Source organism: Bacillus sp. FSL M7-0307 (assembly GCF_038627835.1).
GTDB classification, from domain to species: Bacteria; Bacillota; Bacilli; order Bacillales; family Bacillaceae; genus Bacillus; species Bacillus altitudinis.
Genome location: NZ_CP152023.1, coordinates 1,382,978 through 1,398,231, shown reverse-complemented (window position 1 = coordinate 1,398,231; position 15,254 = coordinate 1,382,978). Strand labels below are relative to the sequence as shown.

The window sequence follows — 15,254 nt, the reverse complement described above, 5'->3', positions numbered from 1 at the left end:
TCCCTCACTTTAATCCACATTTCTTATTTGAACTTTTATTATAGCATCTGTTTGATCAGAATCCGATTGATTTTATGCTTTACATTCCGATCAGTTCATAATATAATTCTTTTGTTTTATGCAATGAAATCTGCTGTTATTGGGATAATAATAGCAGGTATTTCGATGAAGGTGGGAAAGCAATTGTCACAACATGATACACCCTTATACACTGGACTAAAAAAACACGCTTCAACTAATCCAGTCCAATTTCACATTCCAGGCCATAAAAAAGGAGCCGGAATGGACCCTGAATTTAGAGCATTCATTGGAGACAATGCATTAAGCATTGACCTTATTAATATAGAACCTCTTGATGATTTACATTCGCCTCGAGGAATGATCAAAGAAGCACAGGAGCTTGCAGCAGAAGCATTTGGTGCCGACCATACGTTTTTCTCTATACAAGGAACAAGCGGCGCGATCATGACAATGGTGATGACCGTCTGTGGCCCTGGAGACAAAATTATTGTTCCACGTAATGTCCATAAGTCGATTATGTCTGCTATTGTATTTTCTGGTGCAGTACCTGTTTTTATTCACCCGGAAATTGACAAAGAGCTTGGCATCTCTCATGGCATCACGCCAGAGTCAGCTAAAAAAGCGCTGACTAAACACCCAGATGCGAAAGGGCTGCTTGTGATTAACCCAACGTATTTTGGCATTTCAGCTGATTTAAAAACCATTGTAGAGATTGCTCATTCGTATGACGTACCTGTTCTTGTAGATGAGGCACATGGTGTGCATATTCATTTTCACGATGAGCTTCCATTGTCTGCGATGCAGGCGGGAGCTGATATGGCAGCAACAAGTGTGCATAAACTTGGCGGCTCTCTCACCCAAAGCTCGATTTTAAATATAAAAGAAGGGCTTGTTTCAAAGGATCGAGTACAATCTATTTTAAGCATGCTGACAACTACGTCTACTTCTTATTTGCTTTTAGCCTCCCTGGATGTCGCTAGAAAGCGATTAGCGACTGAAGGAAAGGCACTTGCAGATGAAGCCATTCGATTAGCTGAATCAGCAAGAACTCGTTTAAACGAAATTGAAGGTATTACTTGTATTGGTCAAGAAATTCTCGGTTCACCTTCTACTTACGATTATGACCCAACAAAATTAATCATCTCCATTAAAGACCTTGGACTGAATGGCCATGATGTGGAGAAATGGCTGAGAGAAAGCTACCGAATTGAAGTAGAGCTCTCTGACCTATACAACATTTTATGTATCGTGACGCCTGGCGATTGTGATGAGACGATTGATACGCTTGTAACGGCTATGAAGGAAATTGCGGCCACCTCTGCACGTCAAGGCGGCAAACAAGCCGTGACAGAAGTGTTACTGCCTGAGATCCCTTCGCTTGCGATGACGCCGCGTGACGCTTTTTACGCAACAACGGAAGTCATTCCATTTAGAGAAGCGGCTGGCCGTATCATTGCAGAATTTGTCATGGTTTATCCGCCTGGTATTCCTATTTTTATACCAGGTGAAATCATCACAGAAGAAAATATCTCCTATATCTTTAAAAATATCGAAATCGGTCTTCCTGTTCAAGGACCAGAAGATTCCACACTAGATATGATTCGTGTCATTAAAGAACAAAAAGCCATTTTATAAAAAAGAAACATGCAGCCCCAATTGGAGCTGCATGCTTTTTTATTTATTCAGAGGCTTCATCACAGCAATGACAGTGACCACATGTTCCATAAAGTGTTGTCACTTTTTCATTTTCAAATTGATCAATGGTTTCATTGCAATCTTGACAAATAATTGTACCCACGTACATTCCCCTTTTCTTTACTCAAAGTTTGAAAGCGTTTAATCTATTTCATACCTCTATAATATGATGTCACATTTAAGTTGTCAACGGTTAATTGTATGACACATTTAATTATTTTTTATAAATATATGCTTTTTTCTCATCATATTGAGGAAACGTTTCAAATGTATTTTGCTTCATATCAATTCTGTAACAATTGAGTAACAATCGAAAATTGTCAAAAAGGACGTGATACACTAGAGTGACTAACAGGGAACTAGCTCCTAAAAATGTTGGTACAACCCCAAAGGATTTTGAGGTGAATAGATTGAATTTTATGAGGACCCTTCTCATTATATTCCCTATGCTCTTTGTACTTAGTTCATGCTCATTTGCGTATATCATACCGAATCAGACAGACCAGGTCAGTCATATTCAAAAGCCGAGAATTCTCTTTTTTACTGATGCAGAAAATCTTGATAAAGAAAGTCCTTATTATGACGCAGTGCTCGATTTAAAAAATGAATATCCGAAGGAAATGTCCAAGATGATTGTCAAAGAAGATCGTAAAGGCTGGAAAAATGAAGTAGACGAACTGCCGGCTATTTTACTTGTCAATAATGAAAAAGTCATTGTGAAGGTGGAAGGTAATGTCCGAAGTAAAGAGGATATCTTATCACCCATATGCCAAGCATTAGATCGAGTGAATACAAATTAACGGTTCGACTTTGCACTTATATATCCATATGAAAAAAGCCCTCATCTCATGAGGGTTTTTCTTTTTCAGCGACGTTTCACATACATAAAAAACCCCTCTCCGTGTGGAGAGGGCTTCAGCGGTAGACAAACCCTCGCATTCTTTGTCAGTCCTGCGTGCTGGTGCTCACGAATGTCAAATTCGCTCCGCGCCAGTACTCGTCCTTCCTAGACTGCAAAGATTTTCTATCACGCTGAAAAGAAGACAAAGGGCTAAAATCAAGTTCATTTTAGCCCTTTGTCAACAATCTGATACCCTCTCCGTGTGGAGAGGGTTTCAACGTTCATTATTTTACGATATGGATTGGGCTTCCGATTGCTACTTCAGCCGTTTCCATTGTGATTTCACCTAAAGTTGGGTGAGCGTGAATTGTCATTGCGATATCTTCAGCCGTCACACCAGCTTCAATTGCAAGGCTAAGCTCTGAAATCATATCAGAAGCACCAACACCTGCGATTTGTGCACCGATCACTAGACCATCCTCTTTACGAGTGATCATTTTCATGAAGCCATCAGTTGCATCAAGAGAAAGTGCACGTCCGTTTGCTGCGAATGGGAATTTCGCTGCAACGATGTCGATTCCTTCTTCTTTTGCTTCTGCTTCAGTGTATCCAACAGTTGCAAGTTCTGGCTCAGAGAATACAACAGCAGGAATACCAAGGTAATCAATTTCAGCTGGCTCTCCAGCGATTGCTTCAGCAGCAATTTTACCTTCGTAAGAAGCTTTGTGTGCAAGTGGTGGTCCATCAACGATGTCACCAATTGCATAGATGTTTGAAACGCTTGTACGGCATTGTTTGTCAGTTTTGACAACTCCGCGGTCTGTCAATTCAACACCAACTTGCTCAAGACCAAGCTCATCTGTGTTTGGACGACGACCAACAGTCACAAGTACGTAGTCAGCATCGACAGTTTTTTCTTCACCTTTTACTTCGAAAGTAACAGTGACACCGTCAGATTTTTCTTCAACGCCTTTTGCAAGAGCGTTTGTGTGAATTTCAACGTTTCCTTTTTTCTTCAGGTTACGTTTCACTAATGAGCTCATTTGCTTTTCAAAACCTGGAAGGATTTCGTCTCCACCTTCAAGGATGACAACTTCTGTTCCAAAGTTCGCATAAGCAGTACCAAGCTCAGTACCGATGTATCCACCACCGATGACAACTAACTTTTTAGGTACTTCTTTAAGCGCTAAAGCACCAGTTGAGTTAATCACGCGGTCTGTGTATTTAAATGTAGGCAATTCGATTGGACGAGATCCAGTTGCAAGAATTGCATTTTTAAATGTATAAGTCTGCGCTGAATTTTCATCCATGACACGTACAGAGTTGCTGTCTACGAAATAAGCTTCACCTTTGACGATGTCTACTTTATTTCCTTTTAGAAGACCTTGAACTCCACCTGTTAATTTGTTGACAACAGAAGCTTTCCACTCTTGAACTTTTGTGAAATCAACTGTTACGTTTTCAGCTTTGATACCCATGTCTTCAGAATGCTTTGCATTCTCGAAACGATGTCCAGCATTGATCAATGCTTTTGAAGGGATACAGCCGACGTTTAGACATACGCCGCCAAGTGTTCCTTTTTCAACGATTGTTACTTTTTGTCCTAGCTGTGCAGCACGAATAGCAGCTACATATCCACCAGGACCTGCACCGATGACAAGAGTATCTGTTTCGATTGGGAAATCTCCTACTACCATGAATTTACGCCTCCATTAAAATTAATTGTGGATCATTCAATAAACGCTTGATGTGGTTAAGGGCATTTTGCGCAGTAGCTCCATCAATCATACGGTGGTCAAAGCTTAGGGAAAGAGCTAAGACTGGAGCTGCAACGATTTCGCCATCACGAACAACCGCTTTTTCAGCGATACGGCCAATACCAAGGATCGCTACTTCTGGGTGGTTGATGACTGGAGTAAACCATTGTCCACCAGCAGAACCGATGTTTGTGATTGTGCAAGATGCACCCTTCATTTCAGCTGGAGCCAATTTACCATCACGTGCTTTTGTTGCAAGCTCGTTGATTTCATTAGATACTTCGAAAATCGCTTTGCGATCTGCATTTTTCACAACTGGAACGAGCAAGCCTTTTTCAGTATCAGCTGCAATTCCGATGTTGTAGTAATGCTTTTGAACAACTTCATCTGTTTTATCATCGATAGAAGTGTTAAGTACTGGGTACTTTTTCAAAGCAGATGTTAGAGCTTTTACAACGTAAGGCAAGTAAGTTAACTTGATTCCTTGATCAGCTGCAACTTGTTTGAATTGTTTACGATGTGCAACAAGGTTTGTTACATCAACTTCATCCATTAATGTTACGTGAGGAGCTGTGTGCTTAGAGTTCACCATTGCTTTCGCGATCGCTTTGCGGATTCCGCTCATTTTCTCGCGAGTTTCTGGGAATTCTCCTTCTAGAACTGGAGCTGCTGCCGCTTTTGGAGCTGCTTCTTCTTTCGCACTTTCAGCTGCTTGAGGTGCTGCTTCTTGAGTTGCTGCAGAACCGCCATTAAGGAAGCTGTCGATATCTTCTTTTAGCACGCGGCCATTTTTACCAGTACCTGCAACTTTGTAAATTTCAACGCCTTTTTCACGCGCATATTTACGTACAGATGGCATAGCAATAACGCGTTTGTTAGGATCAGCATCTACTTGCTCTTGTGCGCCAGCACCAGTTGCTGCTGCCGCTTCTTCTTGAGCAACTTCTTTCTTTTCAGGCTCGTTACCAGCTTCAGCAGTACCTTGTACTTGAGCTTCAGTTTTCGCTTCGCCTTCTTCTTCGCTGCCTTTAAATTGAAGATTTTCGTAACCAGGTGCATCAAACGTAATGATTGTTTGTCCTACAGTTGCAACTGTTCCCTCTTCAACTTTTAATTCTAATACTTTTCCTTTAACAGGTGAAGGAATTTCTACAACTGCTTTATCATTTTGTACCTCTGCTAAAACGTCATCTTCATTGATTTCGTCGTTTGGTTTTACAAACCACTTAACGATCTCACCTTCGTGGATACCTTCTCCGATGTCCGGAAGTTTAAATTCAAATGCCACTGTTTTTCGCCTCCTAGATTATGTTAAACCATTGTTCTGTCAACATTACACGGTCATGTAATTGATAAAGGGGAAGAGAAATAAATTCTTTTCCCCTCTGTCATTTAATTAAAATTCAAGAACTTTCTTAGCTGTTTCAAGCACGTCTTTATGGTTTGGAAGCCATACGCTCTCAGCTTGAGAGAAAGCAAATACAGTATCAGGTGCAGCTACACGAAGTACTGGTGCTTCTAGGCTAAGAATTGCTCTATCATTGATTTCAGCTACTACGTTTGCTGCAATACCAGCTTGTTTTTGTGCTTCTTGAACAACGATCGCGCGGCCTGTTTTTTCAACAGAAGCGATGATTGTTTCAATATCAAGCGGGCTCACTGTACGAAGGTCGACGACCTCAGCAGAAACGCCTTCTTTTTCAAGTTCTTCAGCAGCTTTAAGTGATTCGTGAACCATTGCACCGTAAGTGATGATTGAAAGGTCAGAACCTTCACGTTTCACGTCAGCTTTACCGATTTCAATTGTGTACTCTTCTTCAGGAACTTCCTGACGGAAAGAACGATAAAGTTTCATATGCTCAAGGAATACAACCGGATCGTTGTCACGGATTGCAGAAATTAATAGTCCTTTTGCATCGTAAGGTGTTGAAGGAATAACAACCTTGATACCAGGCTGTTGTGCAATAAGACCTTCTAAGCTGTCAGCGTGAAGCTCAGGTGTGTGAACTCCTCCACCAAATGGAGAACGGATTGTCACTGGAGAATGCCAGCGTCCACCAGAACGGTAACGCATACGAGCCATTTGTCCAGAAACAGAATCTAATACTTCGTAAACGAATCCGAAGAATTGAATTTCCATTACTGGGCGGAATTCTTGTAGTCCAAGGCCAATTGCAAGACCGCCAATACCAGATTCAGCAAGTGGAGTATCGAATACACGATCCTCACCAAACTCTTTTTGCAATCCTTCAGTCGCACGGAATACGCCGCCGTTTTTACCAACGTCTTCTCCGAAAACGAGAACGTTTTCGTCATTTTTCAGTTCTGTGCGTAACGCATCAGTGATCGCTTGAATCAATGTCATTTGCGCCATGGCTTACTTCGACTCCTTCTGTTTGTAGATTTCAAGCTGTTCAACCAAGTTAAATGGTTTCACATCGTACATGTTTTCAATCAAATCAGTGACTTTCTGCTTAGGCTGTTCGTCAGCTTCTTTGATTGCTTGTTTGATTTGTTCTTTTGCATCTTCGATGACTTTATTCTCTTCTTCTTCAGACCAAAGGCCTTTGTTTTCCAAGAATTTGCGGTAGCGTACCAATGGATCTTTTTGCTCCCACTCATTTTCATCTTCTTTTGTACGATATCTTGTTGGATCGTCACCAGCCATTGTATGTGGGCCGTAACGGAATGTAAGAGTTTCAATTAATGTTGGACCTTCACCATTTACAGCACGCTCACGAGCTTCAGCAGTCGCTGCGTATACAGCTAATGCATCCATACCGTCAACTTGTACGCCTACGATACCAGCTGCAGCTGCTTTTTGTGCAATCGTTTGTGCAGCAGATTGCTTTTCAACAGGTGTAGAGATCGCATATCTGTTGTTTTGGACAACAAAAATCGCTGGCGCTTTGTAAGCCCCTGCAAAGTTAATACCTTCGTAGAAATCACCTTGTGAAGCTCCACCATCACCAGTGTAAGTGATTGCAACAGCATTTTTACCGCGCTTTTTCAAACCAAGAGCTACACCAGCAGCTTGAATGATTTGTGCACCGATAATGATTTGCGGAGAAAGTGCATTCACATCTTCAGGCATTTGGTTCCCAACAAAGTGTCCACGAGAGAACAAGAATGCTTTTGTTAGTGGAAGACCATGCCAGATTAATTGTGGTACATCACGATATCCTGGAAGAATGAAATCTTCTTTCTCAAGTGCAAAGTGAGTTGCAAGCTGAGAAGCTTCTTGTCCAGCTGTTGGCGCATAGAAGCCAAGACGTCCTTGACGGTTCAATGAAATTGAACGTTGATCTAATACACGTGTAAACACCATACGGCGCATTAATTCTTTTAATTGGTCATCTGAAAGATCTGGCATTGCCGCTTCGTTTACGACTTCGCCTTTTTCGTTTAAAATTTGGAACGTTTCAAACTGCTTTTTGATGGCATCGAATTGCTTTTTGCTATCAACAATTGCTTTTTTTGTTTTTGCAGCCATTCTAAAGTCACCTCTTCCTTTCTTTTAACAGTCAATTTGTCGTGAATCCATTTATACATACAGATATAGGATAACCCAAAATGCTCATATGACTCCTGTATATAATAGCCACAAAGATCGTTGTCGAAACATTGGATGATCGCTTGCTTTTGAGTTTTTCTAACTGTATTAACGATAGTTCACAAAAAACTAATACAACTTCTGTTAACAAGGAATAGTTTACAACAAGAAAAATAGTCCGTCAATTGATTTAACGGCTTTATTTAAATAAATGTATTCGCTTTACTTTTTATGGTGACCTGTATCAATCTGTTTAATCAACAGCACAAACTGTACTAGTATAGAGTGGGTCGCTGTACTACAATAGCACATGTTTGTTTTTGTCGAAAAATAAAAAAAGAGCTATTTTTAGCTCTTTTGATCATGATGGACAAAGGGCTAAAATGAACTTCATTTTAACCCTTTCTCTTCTTTTCAGTCTGACACCTTCGAAAAAAGAGTAACGCCACGCAGGCACTTTGTGAGTAGCAGCGATAAACAGAACTAGTAGCAAATATGCAAGTACTGTTTTTAACTGTTTTGTGATTCTTTCTGAGCTGTTTTGTATAAAGCTTGTTTATATTCGTTCAATTGATCTGTATATTGATTGAACTTCTTGCTTTCTTTTCTCACTTTACTATAGGAACGATTGACTGTTTTCAGTTTGGATTTCAGTTCAGCGTATCCTAAGTCTTTTCTTTTTAAAGATTCATACAAGTGCTTGTCTTGTTTCAGCGCCTTTTGATACTCACGGTAAAGCTGATCATACGATGCATATCTTTTTTCAATTGATTTGACTGTTTGTTCTGCTTTGTCTTTTACTTCCGTATCTTTTATCTGTCCAGCGAATTCTTTTACAGATTGAAATTCTTTTTTCGATTGATCCATGCTGTCTTTTTCTGTTTTTAAATGTTCTTCACGCTTTTCTGCCGATGCTAATGCTTGATCAGACAAGCTTGAGACTGTTTTTGTGTGGTCTTTTGTTGTTTGAATCATTTTTTTATACAACTGCTGCTCTTTTTTCTCATAGCTTTGCAGTGCGCCTTGTTCTTTTTCAAAGGATGCTTCTTTTTCGCTCATTTTCGTCATGGCATCTTGCATCTCATAAAGCGGATTTTGACCTCCGCAGCCCGCAAGCAAGAGGGTACATATCCCAGCTAAAGCTGCACCTGCTTTTATTCTTCTTTTCATCTGTTTCAATTACAAGGTCCCCCTTTACATCTCCACATACCACTATAATTTTTCAGGGCGGTTGTGACAAGGAAAGAGGCTGGTTTTTTAAGGGGAAAGAAGATTTTTTTCATGCTCTAGGCTCATGACTATACAAATAGTGCATTCATACATAGTTTATATTACACGCTTCGCCTTCACTTATGAGAGGCCGAGTGTATTTCCAAAGGAGGTCAAAAGTATGTCTAATTATAGTCATGGAAGTATGTATGGTGGATACGGCGGTTACGGTTATGGATACGGCGGCGGTTGTTGCTATCCAAGTTATGGTGGTGGATACGGTTGCGGTTACGGTGGTGGACGTACATTCGCTTTAATCGTCGTCCTATTCATTCTATTGATCATTGTTGGCGCAGCATTCTTAGGCGGCGGTGGCTGCTGCTAATGGCTGAATAAGCCTCTGACCGGTCTCATACGACCGGTCTTCTTTATTTCATTGCATATGTTGTGTATCATTTTATATACTTTACATACAAAGGAAATAGGAGTGAAGTTTTGTGATTACCATGGATGATATCGTACGAGACGGGCATCCCGTCTTAAGACAAACAGCTGAAGCGGTCGAACTCCCGCCAACAGAAGAAGAAAAACAGCAATTAGCTGACATGATTGAATTTGTCAAAAACAGTCAGGATGCAGATATTGCTGAAAAATATGAACTTAGACCCGGTGTTGGCCTAGCAGCTCCGCAAATCAATATCAGTAAACGAATGATTGCTGTTCACTGTGAAGACGAAGGCGGAGAACTTTATAGCTATGCATTATTCAATCCTCGCATTGTTAGCCATTCAGTCAAAAGAGCTTATTTAGCTACTGGAGAAGGCTGTTTATCTGTTGATGAAGCCATCCCTGGATTCGTCCCGCGCTATGAAAAAATCAGGGTGAAAGGTACAACGCTTGAAGGTGAAGACATTGATATTCGCCTCAAAGGGTTTCCGGCCATCGTTTTTCAGCATGAAATTGACCACTTAAATGGCATTATGTTTTATGATCATATTCAAAAAGATCATCCATTCGCCGAGCCAGACAACGCGGTTGCGATCGGCAGATCATAGAATAAAAACAAGACCCGTCCATCAGCGGGTCTTGTTTTTTATTCTTCAATAAGGCCTAATTCAGTCACAGCGTGGAATATGCCATCCTCATCTACAGGTTTGGTGACAAAGTCAGCTAATGTTTTTAATTCATTGACTGCATTCCCCATCGCAACGCCTGTTCCAACAAACGAAATCATTTCTCGATCGTTCAGCCCGTCACCGAAGGCAATTGTGTCCTTTTGATCGTACGGAAGTCTTTCAATGACTCGTTTAATTCCTTCAGCCTTTGATCCACCTTTTGGCAGGACATCAGTAGACAGCTCATGCCACCTGACGAGATCAATTTCTTCACGGAACGCTTCATATTGGTGTTCCTCTTCTGCTTTACAAAATAGCAGCATTTGATAAATGACGTTTTCTTTAAAGAATGACAAATCATGCTCGGGATGCTCTGTTTTTAAAGTGCCAATCCCTTCATGGATAAATGGATGGTTCGGCACAGACGCCTTCATCGTCTTCTCGCCCATGAAAACAAGCGGATGATCATGTTGATCCGCTGTTTCATAAATTTTATCCATCAGCTCTTGCTTAAGCGGATTGCCATAAATGACTTCTCCTTCGTACATGACATACTGACCGTTATAAGCAATAAATGAGTCAAGCCCTATTTCTTCTAAAATAGGTTGGATAAGAAAAGGCGAACGGCCAGATGCAATGAAGAGATGATGCCCTTTTTCTTTTAATAAACGAACAGCTCGCTTCGTTGATTCAGGTATTTTTTTATCATGGTCATATAAAGTACCGTCGATATCAAAGAAGATGACTTTTTTATTCATATCTCGTCTCCTGTCTCTTGTTATGTATACCCTCTCCCCTTCATCATACAGAAAGATCTTCACTGACGAAACCACTTCCTCTTAAAACGCCCATTTCCCACATATAACCATGTAACATTAAGTGGAAACATCATATAATACAAGTATATAGAGAGAACGGAACAAATGGCTGAATGAGACACATACCGAAAGGAGGCGATCCGCGATGCTTCGTCGTCTGCGCAAGAAAATTCGAAGACAATGGAAGGACATGCTTCGTAAAAAATCGATTGCTTAAAAGGATCTTCCGCACATTTGCTGAAGGTCCTTTTTTCTCTGAGACTTTTCTTATGCGCGTTTTTTTAATATAATAGAATAAGCGAGTGTAACATACGGTATTTAAGGAGAGATTTGGATGATATATAAGGTATTTTTTCAGGCAAGTACGACTGAGGTACCTGTGAGAGAACACACAGATTCACTATACGTTGAAGCGGTTTCTGAAAGAGACGTACGCGATAAGTTGAAAAAACATAACTACAATATTGAATTCATTCAGCCTGTAGACGGTGCTTTTTTAGACTATGAACGAGAAAGTGAAAATTTTAAAGTATTGGAGCTATGAGAGGAATGAAATTTGTAAAAAACGATCAGGCGGCAGTTTTTGCGCTCGGCGGATTAGGCGAGATCGGTAAAAACACGTATGGCGTTCAATTTCAAGATGAAATCATTTTGATTGATGCTGGTATTAAGTTCCCTGAAGATGAACTTCTTGGAATTGATTACGTCATCCCTGACTATACGTATTTAGTTAAAAACGAAGATAAAATCAAAGGTCTTTTTATTACTCATGGACATGAAGACCACATCGGCGGTATCCCTTACCTTCTCAAGCAAGTGAATATTCCAGTTTACGGAGGCAAACTCGCAATCGGCCTACTTCGTAACAAATTGGAAGAGCATGGTCTATTAAGACAGACCAAACTTCACATCTTTGAAGAAGAAGATACGATCAAATTTAGAAAAACAGCTGTGTCTTTCTTTAGAACGACGCACAGTATCCCAGATTCTTATGGAATTGTCGTGAAGACACCTCCTGGTAACATCGTACATACAGGCGATTTCAAGTTTGACTTTACTCCTGTTGGCGAGCCTGCCAATTTAACGAAAATGGCTGAGATCGGGAAAGAAGGCGTTCTTTGTCTTCTATCTGACAGTACAAATAGTGAAATTCCAGAATTTACGATGTCCGAAAGACGTGTAGGTGAAAGCATTGATGACATCTTCAGAAAAGTAGATGGACGTATTATCTTTGCTACATTTGCATCTAACATTCACAGACTTCAGCAAGTCATCGAGTCAGCTGTTGCCAACGGCCGAAAAGTCGCTGTGTTTGGGCGCAGCATGGAGTCTGCCATTGATATTGGACAAGAGCTCGGATATATCAAATGTCCAAAAAACACATTCATTGAACACAATGAAATCAACCGCCTTCCAGCCAACAAAGTAACCATTCTTTGTACTGGTAGTCAGGGTGAACCGATGGCCGCTCTTTCACGTATTGCCAACGGTACGCACCGCCAGATTTCAATTAACCCTGGAGACACTGTTGTCTTCTCGTCTTCACCGATCCCAGGTAACAATATTAGCGTAAGCCGTACTATTAACCAGCTTTATCGTGCTGGTGCTGAAGTCATTCATGGCTCACTCAATAATATTCATACCTCTGGACACGGCGGGCAGGAAGAACAAAAGCTAATGCTCCGTTTAATTAAACCAAAATTCTTCATGCCGATTCACGGTGAGTACCGCATGCAAAAAACGCATATTAAACTTGCGAATGATTGCGGAATCCCTGAGGAAAACTGCTTTATCATGGATAACGGTGAAGTTCTTGCACTGAAAGGTGACGAAGCAAGTGTCGCTGGCAAAATTCCATCAGGCAACGTGTATATCGACGGTAGCGGTATTGGTGATATCGGCAACATCGTGTTAAGAGACCGCCGCATTCTTTCAGAAGAAGGTCTTGTCATTGTTGTTGTCAGCATGGATATGAAAGAATTCAAAATTTCTGCAGGGCCTGATTTAATCTCAAGAGGTTTTGTCTACATGAGAGAATCTGGAGACCTCATTAATGACGCGCAAGATCTCATTTCAAAGCATCTTGAAAAAGTAATGGAACGCAAGACGACTCAATGGTCAGAAATTAAGAACGAGATTACTGACACTCTTGCTCCTTTCCTTTATGAAAAAACAAGACGCCGCCCAATGATCTTACCGATTATTATGGAAGTGTAATGACGTACAAGGAGACACAGTCAATTGGCTGTGTCTCTTTTTTATGCGCAATAAAAAACCCGCATATCTGTACGATACGTGCGGGTTCAGTCATTGTTTTACGATTGAATCGGGAGATGCTGAAAACTTCTCACATCAAACAATCCTTGTGTTGTCATTTTCACATCAGGAATGACTGGCAGTGCCAAAAAGGATAATGTCAAAAACGGATTAAAGTCTAAGACAAAGCCTGTTTCCTTTAAAGCATCATGGAGTGCATGAAGGCTTTCATTGACCGTATGTGCAGGTTGATCTGATAATAAACCGGAAATCGGTAATGGAAGCGTATGAAGAACTTCTCCGTCTTTTACAACGGTCAAACCACCCCCTGCTTCTTTTAACGTTTCAATGGCTTTGATCATATCAGCATCATTTGTGCCAACGGCAATTAAGTTATGCGAGTCATGGGCAACTGTTGTTGCAATCGCCCCCTCTTTTAAGCCGAAACCGCTGACAACCCCTATCCCAATTTCAGATAGACCTTTGTGGCGTTCGACAAGCACTATTTTTAATACATCTCGATCAATATCACTCGTAAATTGTCCATCGCTACCAGAAGGAGATATTTGTTCTAATTTCGTTTCAAGCTGATTCGGTATAATGCGGATGACATTCACCTTTTGATGATCTGTTATAGGCAGCGTTAAATCTTTCTCTTGAACGTCCACTGCATGTACCGATTGCATGAGCGAAGAACTTGGCGTGATCTTGTCGACACTTGGCAAATATTCTCCATGTTCAGAGACCAATTCTCCTGCGATAAAGACGCTTGTAATTCCTACCTCATGTAAGTCAGAAATGAGCATAAAGTCCGCGTCAAAGCCTGGTGCAATCGCTCCCTTTGTTTTGAGACCGAAACACTCCGCTGCGTTTAAACTTCCCATTTGATATGCTAAAAAGGGGTCCAATCCTGCTTGTATCGACATCCGTACTTGTTTATCAATACTTCCTTGAGCCATTAAATCATCTAAATGTTTATCATCCGTACAAAAGAAAAAGCGTCTCGCATTCTTCTCATTGACAGCAGGTAATACGTTTTTCACGTTTTTAGCAACAGAGCCTTCTCTCAGCATGACATACATGCCTCTTTTGACACGTTCAAGGGCCTCTTGAGCTGTTGTCACCTCATGATCTGTTTGGACATTAGCTGTTCGGTACACATTAATTAATCGGTCCGTTAATCCTGCTAGATGGCCATCAATGAGTTTATGTTCATGTTGAGCATCAAGCAGTTTTTGAAGCATATCTTCTTCCGCTTGTTCCACCGCGACATAATCCATCACTTCGGCAAGACCAAGCACTTCTTTCTCCTGATAAAGAGGCTTTAAATCTTTTGCTTTTAGTGTAGCACCTGATCGTTCAAAGCTGACTGCCGGTACACAGGATGGCAGCATGAAATATATATTTAGAGCAGCTTTTCTCGCTTCTTCGAGCATAAAACGGATACCTGCAACACCGGATACATTGGCAATTTCATGCGGGTCTGTTACAACAGTTGTCACGCCGTGAGGAACGACAGCTTTGGAAAATTCAGCAGGAGTCACCATCGAGGATTCGATATGAACATGGCCGTCAATGAAACCGGGAACAAGCATTTGACCTGTTGCATCCAGCTCCTGTTCCCCCTCATACTCCCCAATTCCTACTATTTTTCCATTTTCAACAGCGACATCAGCGTCTATCCATTCCTGGTTAAACACGTCCATAACCTTCGCATGTTTAATCACTAGGGCTGCTTTTTTTCTCTTTGCAGCTACCTCAATTTGATGTCTGAAAAGCTCCTTATCCAACGACACTGCCTCCTCCGAGTAAACAATATAATGTTTCTTATCGTAAACGAATCTGTTTGTCCAGTCAATGACATTTAGAGAAAATCAACCATATCAAAAGATTGATTTTTATTTCTGAATAGTGGTAATTTGCTGAAAAATAATCGTGATCTATTTTGCTGTTTTTCAGAAAGGAAACGGCTCATTTCCACTTTTTTCT

General features: G+C 40.9%; 14 protein-coding genes. 6 read left to right on the top strand and 8 right to left on the bottom strand.

Annotated features, from left to right (window positions below; genetic code table 11):
• The first annotated feature begins 183 nt into the window (after positions 1-183).
• Positions 184-1,656 (top strand): aminotransferase class I/II-fold pyridoxal phosphate-dependent enzyme, encoded by a 1,473-nt coding sequence (locus tag MHI41_RS07120; RefSeq protein WP_281215366.1) that lies wholly within the window; start codon positions 184-186, stop codon positions 1,654-1,656.
• A 43-nt stretch (positions 1,657-1,699) separates the two neighbouring features.
• On the opposite strand, the gene MHI41_RS07115 is transcribed toward MHI41_RS07120, so the two are convergent.
• Positions 1,700-1,819, bottom strand: a complete 120-nt coding sequence (locus MHI41_RS07115; protein WP_003212464.1) for a GapA-binding peptide SR1P — start codon at positions 1,817-1,819, stop codon at positions 1,700-1,702.
• A 316-nt stretch (positions 1,820-2,135) separates the two neighbouring features.
• On the opposite strand from MHI41_RS07115, the gene MHI41_RS07110 reads away from it, so the two are divergent.
• Positions 2,136-2,516, top strand: a complete 381-nt coding sequence (locus MHI41_RS07110) for a hypothetical protein (protein WP_223255627.1) — start codon at positions 2,136-2,138, stop codon at positions 2,514-2,516.
• 325 nt (positions 2,517-2,841) lie between these two features.
• On the opposite strand, the gene lpdA is transcribed toward MHI41_RS07110, so the two are convergent.
• From lpdA to MHI41_RS07085, 5 genes are all read right to left on the bottom strand, one after another.
• Positions 2,842-4,254, bottom strand: a complete 1,413-nt coding sequence (gene lpdA, locus MHI41_RS07105; protein ID WP_003211097.1) for a dihydrolipoyl dehydrogenase — start codon at positions 4,252-4,254, stop codon at positions 2,842-2,844.
• Positions 4,255-4,258: 4 nt separating this feature from the next.
• Positions 4,259-5,602: a dihydrolipoamide acetyltransferase family protein gene (locus tag MHI41_RS07100; RefSeq protein ID WP_008345100.1), complete on the bottom strand. Its 1,344-nt coding sequence runs from the start codon at positions 5,600-5,602 to the stop codon at positions 4,259-4,261.
• A 108-nt stretch (positions 5,603-5,710) separates the two neighbouring features.
• Positions 5,711-6,688 carry a pyruvate dehydrogenase complex E1 component subunit beta gene (gene pdhB, locus MHI41_RS07095; protein WP_007498597.1) on the bottom strand — a complete coding sequence of 326 codons (978 nt, stop codon included), beginning with the start codon at positions 6,686-6,688 and terminating at the stop codon, positions 5,711-5,713.
• 3 nt (positions 6,689-6,691) lie between these two features.
• Complete coding sequence (pdhA, locus tag MHI41_RS07090; RefSeq protein WP_007498599.1) at positions 6,692-7,807, bottom strand: pyruvate dehydrogenase (acetyl-transferring) E1 component subunit alpha; 1,116 nt, start codon at positions 7,805-7,807, stop codon at positions 6,692-6,694.
• Between the two features lie 570 nt (positions 7,808-8,377).
• On the bottom strand, positions 8,378-9,046 hold the full coding sequence (locus MHI41_RS07085; RefSeq protein WP_050827230.1) for a YkyA family protein: 669 nt from the start codon (positions 9,044-9,046) through the stop codon (positions 8,378-8,380).
• A gap of 235 nt (positions 9,047-9,281) precedes the next feature.
• Here MHI41_RS07085 and MHI41_RS07080 point away from each other — a divergent pair, with 235 nt between their 5' ends.
• Both MHI41_RS07080 and def read left to right on the top strand, forming a co-directional pair.
• The gene (locus MHI41_RS07080; protein WP_026050085.1) at positions 9,282-9,461 is read left to right on the top strand and encodes a YjcZ family sporulation protein; all 180 of its coding nucleotides are present in this window, start codon (positions 9,282-9,284) and stop codon (positions 9,459-9,461) included.
• Between the two features lie 112 nt (positions 9,462-9,573).
• Complete coding sequence (def, locus tag MHI41_RS07075) at positions 9,574-10,131, top strand: peptide deformylase (protein ID WP_008345111.1); 558 nt, start codon at positions 9,574-9,576, stop codon at positions 10,129-10,131.
• Positions 10,132-10,169: 38 nt separating this feature from the next.
• Here the strand turns inward: def and MHI41_RS07070 are convergent, their stop codons facing one another.
• On the bottom strand, positions 10,170-10,949 hold the full coding sequence (locus MHI41_RS07070) for a Cof-type HAD-IIB family hydrolase (protein WP_008345112.1): 780 nt from the start codon (positions 10,947-10,949) through the stop codon (positions 10,170-10,172).
• A gap of 394 nt (positions 10,950-11,343) precedes the next feature.
• Between MHI41_RS07070 and MHI41_RS07065 the strand changes: the two genes are divergently transcribed.
• Together MHI41_RS07065 and rnjA are read left to right on the top strand one after the other, a co-directional pair.
• Positions 11,344-11,553: a DNA-directed RNA polymerase subunit epsilon gene (locus tag MHI41_RS07065; RefSeq protein ID WP_008345114.1), complete on the top strand. Its 210-nt coding sequence runs from the start codon at positions 11,344-11,346 to the stop codon at positions 11,551-11,553.
• Between the two features lie 5 nt (positions 11,554-11,558).
• Positions 11,559-13,226: a ribonuclease J1 gene (gene rnjA, locus MHI41_RS07060; protein ID WP_008345116.1), complete on the top strand. Its 1,668-nt coding sequence runs from the start codon at positions 11,559-11,561 to the stop codon at positions 13,224-13,226.
• Positions 13,227-13,324: 98 nt separating this feature from the next.
• Here rnjA and ade read toward each other — a convergent pair whose 3' ends face one another.
• Positions 13,325-15,055: an adenine deaminase gene (ade, locus tag MHI41_RS07055; RefSeq protein WP_342494673.1), complete on the bottom strand. Its 1,731-nt coding sequence runs from the start codon at positions 15,053-15,055 to the stop codon at positions 13,325-13,327.
• Positions 15,056-15,254 lie beyond the last annotated feature (199 nt).

Bases quoted from the DNA above. Each gene is read 5' to 3' on its own strand.
- MHI41_RS07110 (WP_223255627.1), top strand. From the start codon at position 2,136: ATGAGGACCCTTCTCATTATATTCCCTATGCTCTTTGTACTTAGTTCA.
- lpdA (WP_003211097.1), bottom strand. From the start codon at position 4,254: ATGGTAGTAGGAGATTTCCCAATCGAAACAGATACTCTTGTCATCGGT.
- pdhB (WP_007498597.1), bottom strand. From the start codon at position 6,688: ATGGCGCAAATGACATTGATTCAAGCGATCACTGATGCGTTACGCACA.
- pdhA (WP_007498599.1), bottom strand. From the start codon at position 7,807: ATGGCTGCAAAAACAAAAAAAGCAATTGTTGATAGCAAAAAGCAATTC.
- MHI41_RS07080 (WP_026050085.1), top strand. From the start codon at position 9,282: ATGTATGGTGGATACGGCGGTTACGGTTATGGATACGGCGGCGGTTGT.
- MHI41_RS07070 (WP_008345112.1), bottom strand. From the start codon at position 10,949: ATGAATAAAAAAGTCATCTTCTTTGATATCGACGGTACTTTATATGAC.
- MHI41_RS07065 (WP_008345114.1), top strand. From the start codon at position 11,344: ATGATATATAAGGTATTTTTTCAGGCAAGTACGACTGAGGTACCTGTG.
- rnjA (WP_008345116.1), top strand. From the start codon at position 11,559: ATGAAATTTGTAAAAAACGATCAGGCGGCAGTTTTTGCGCTCGGCGGA.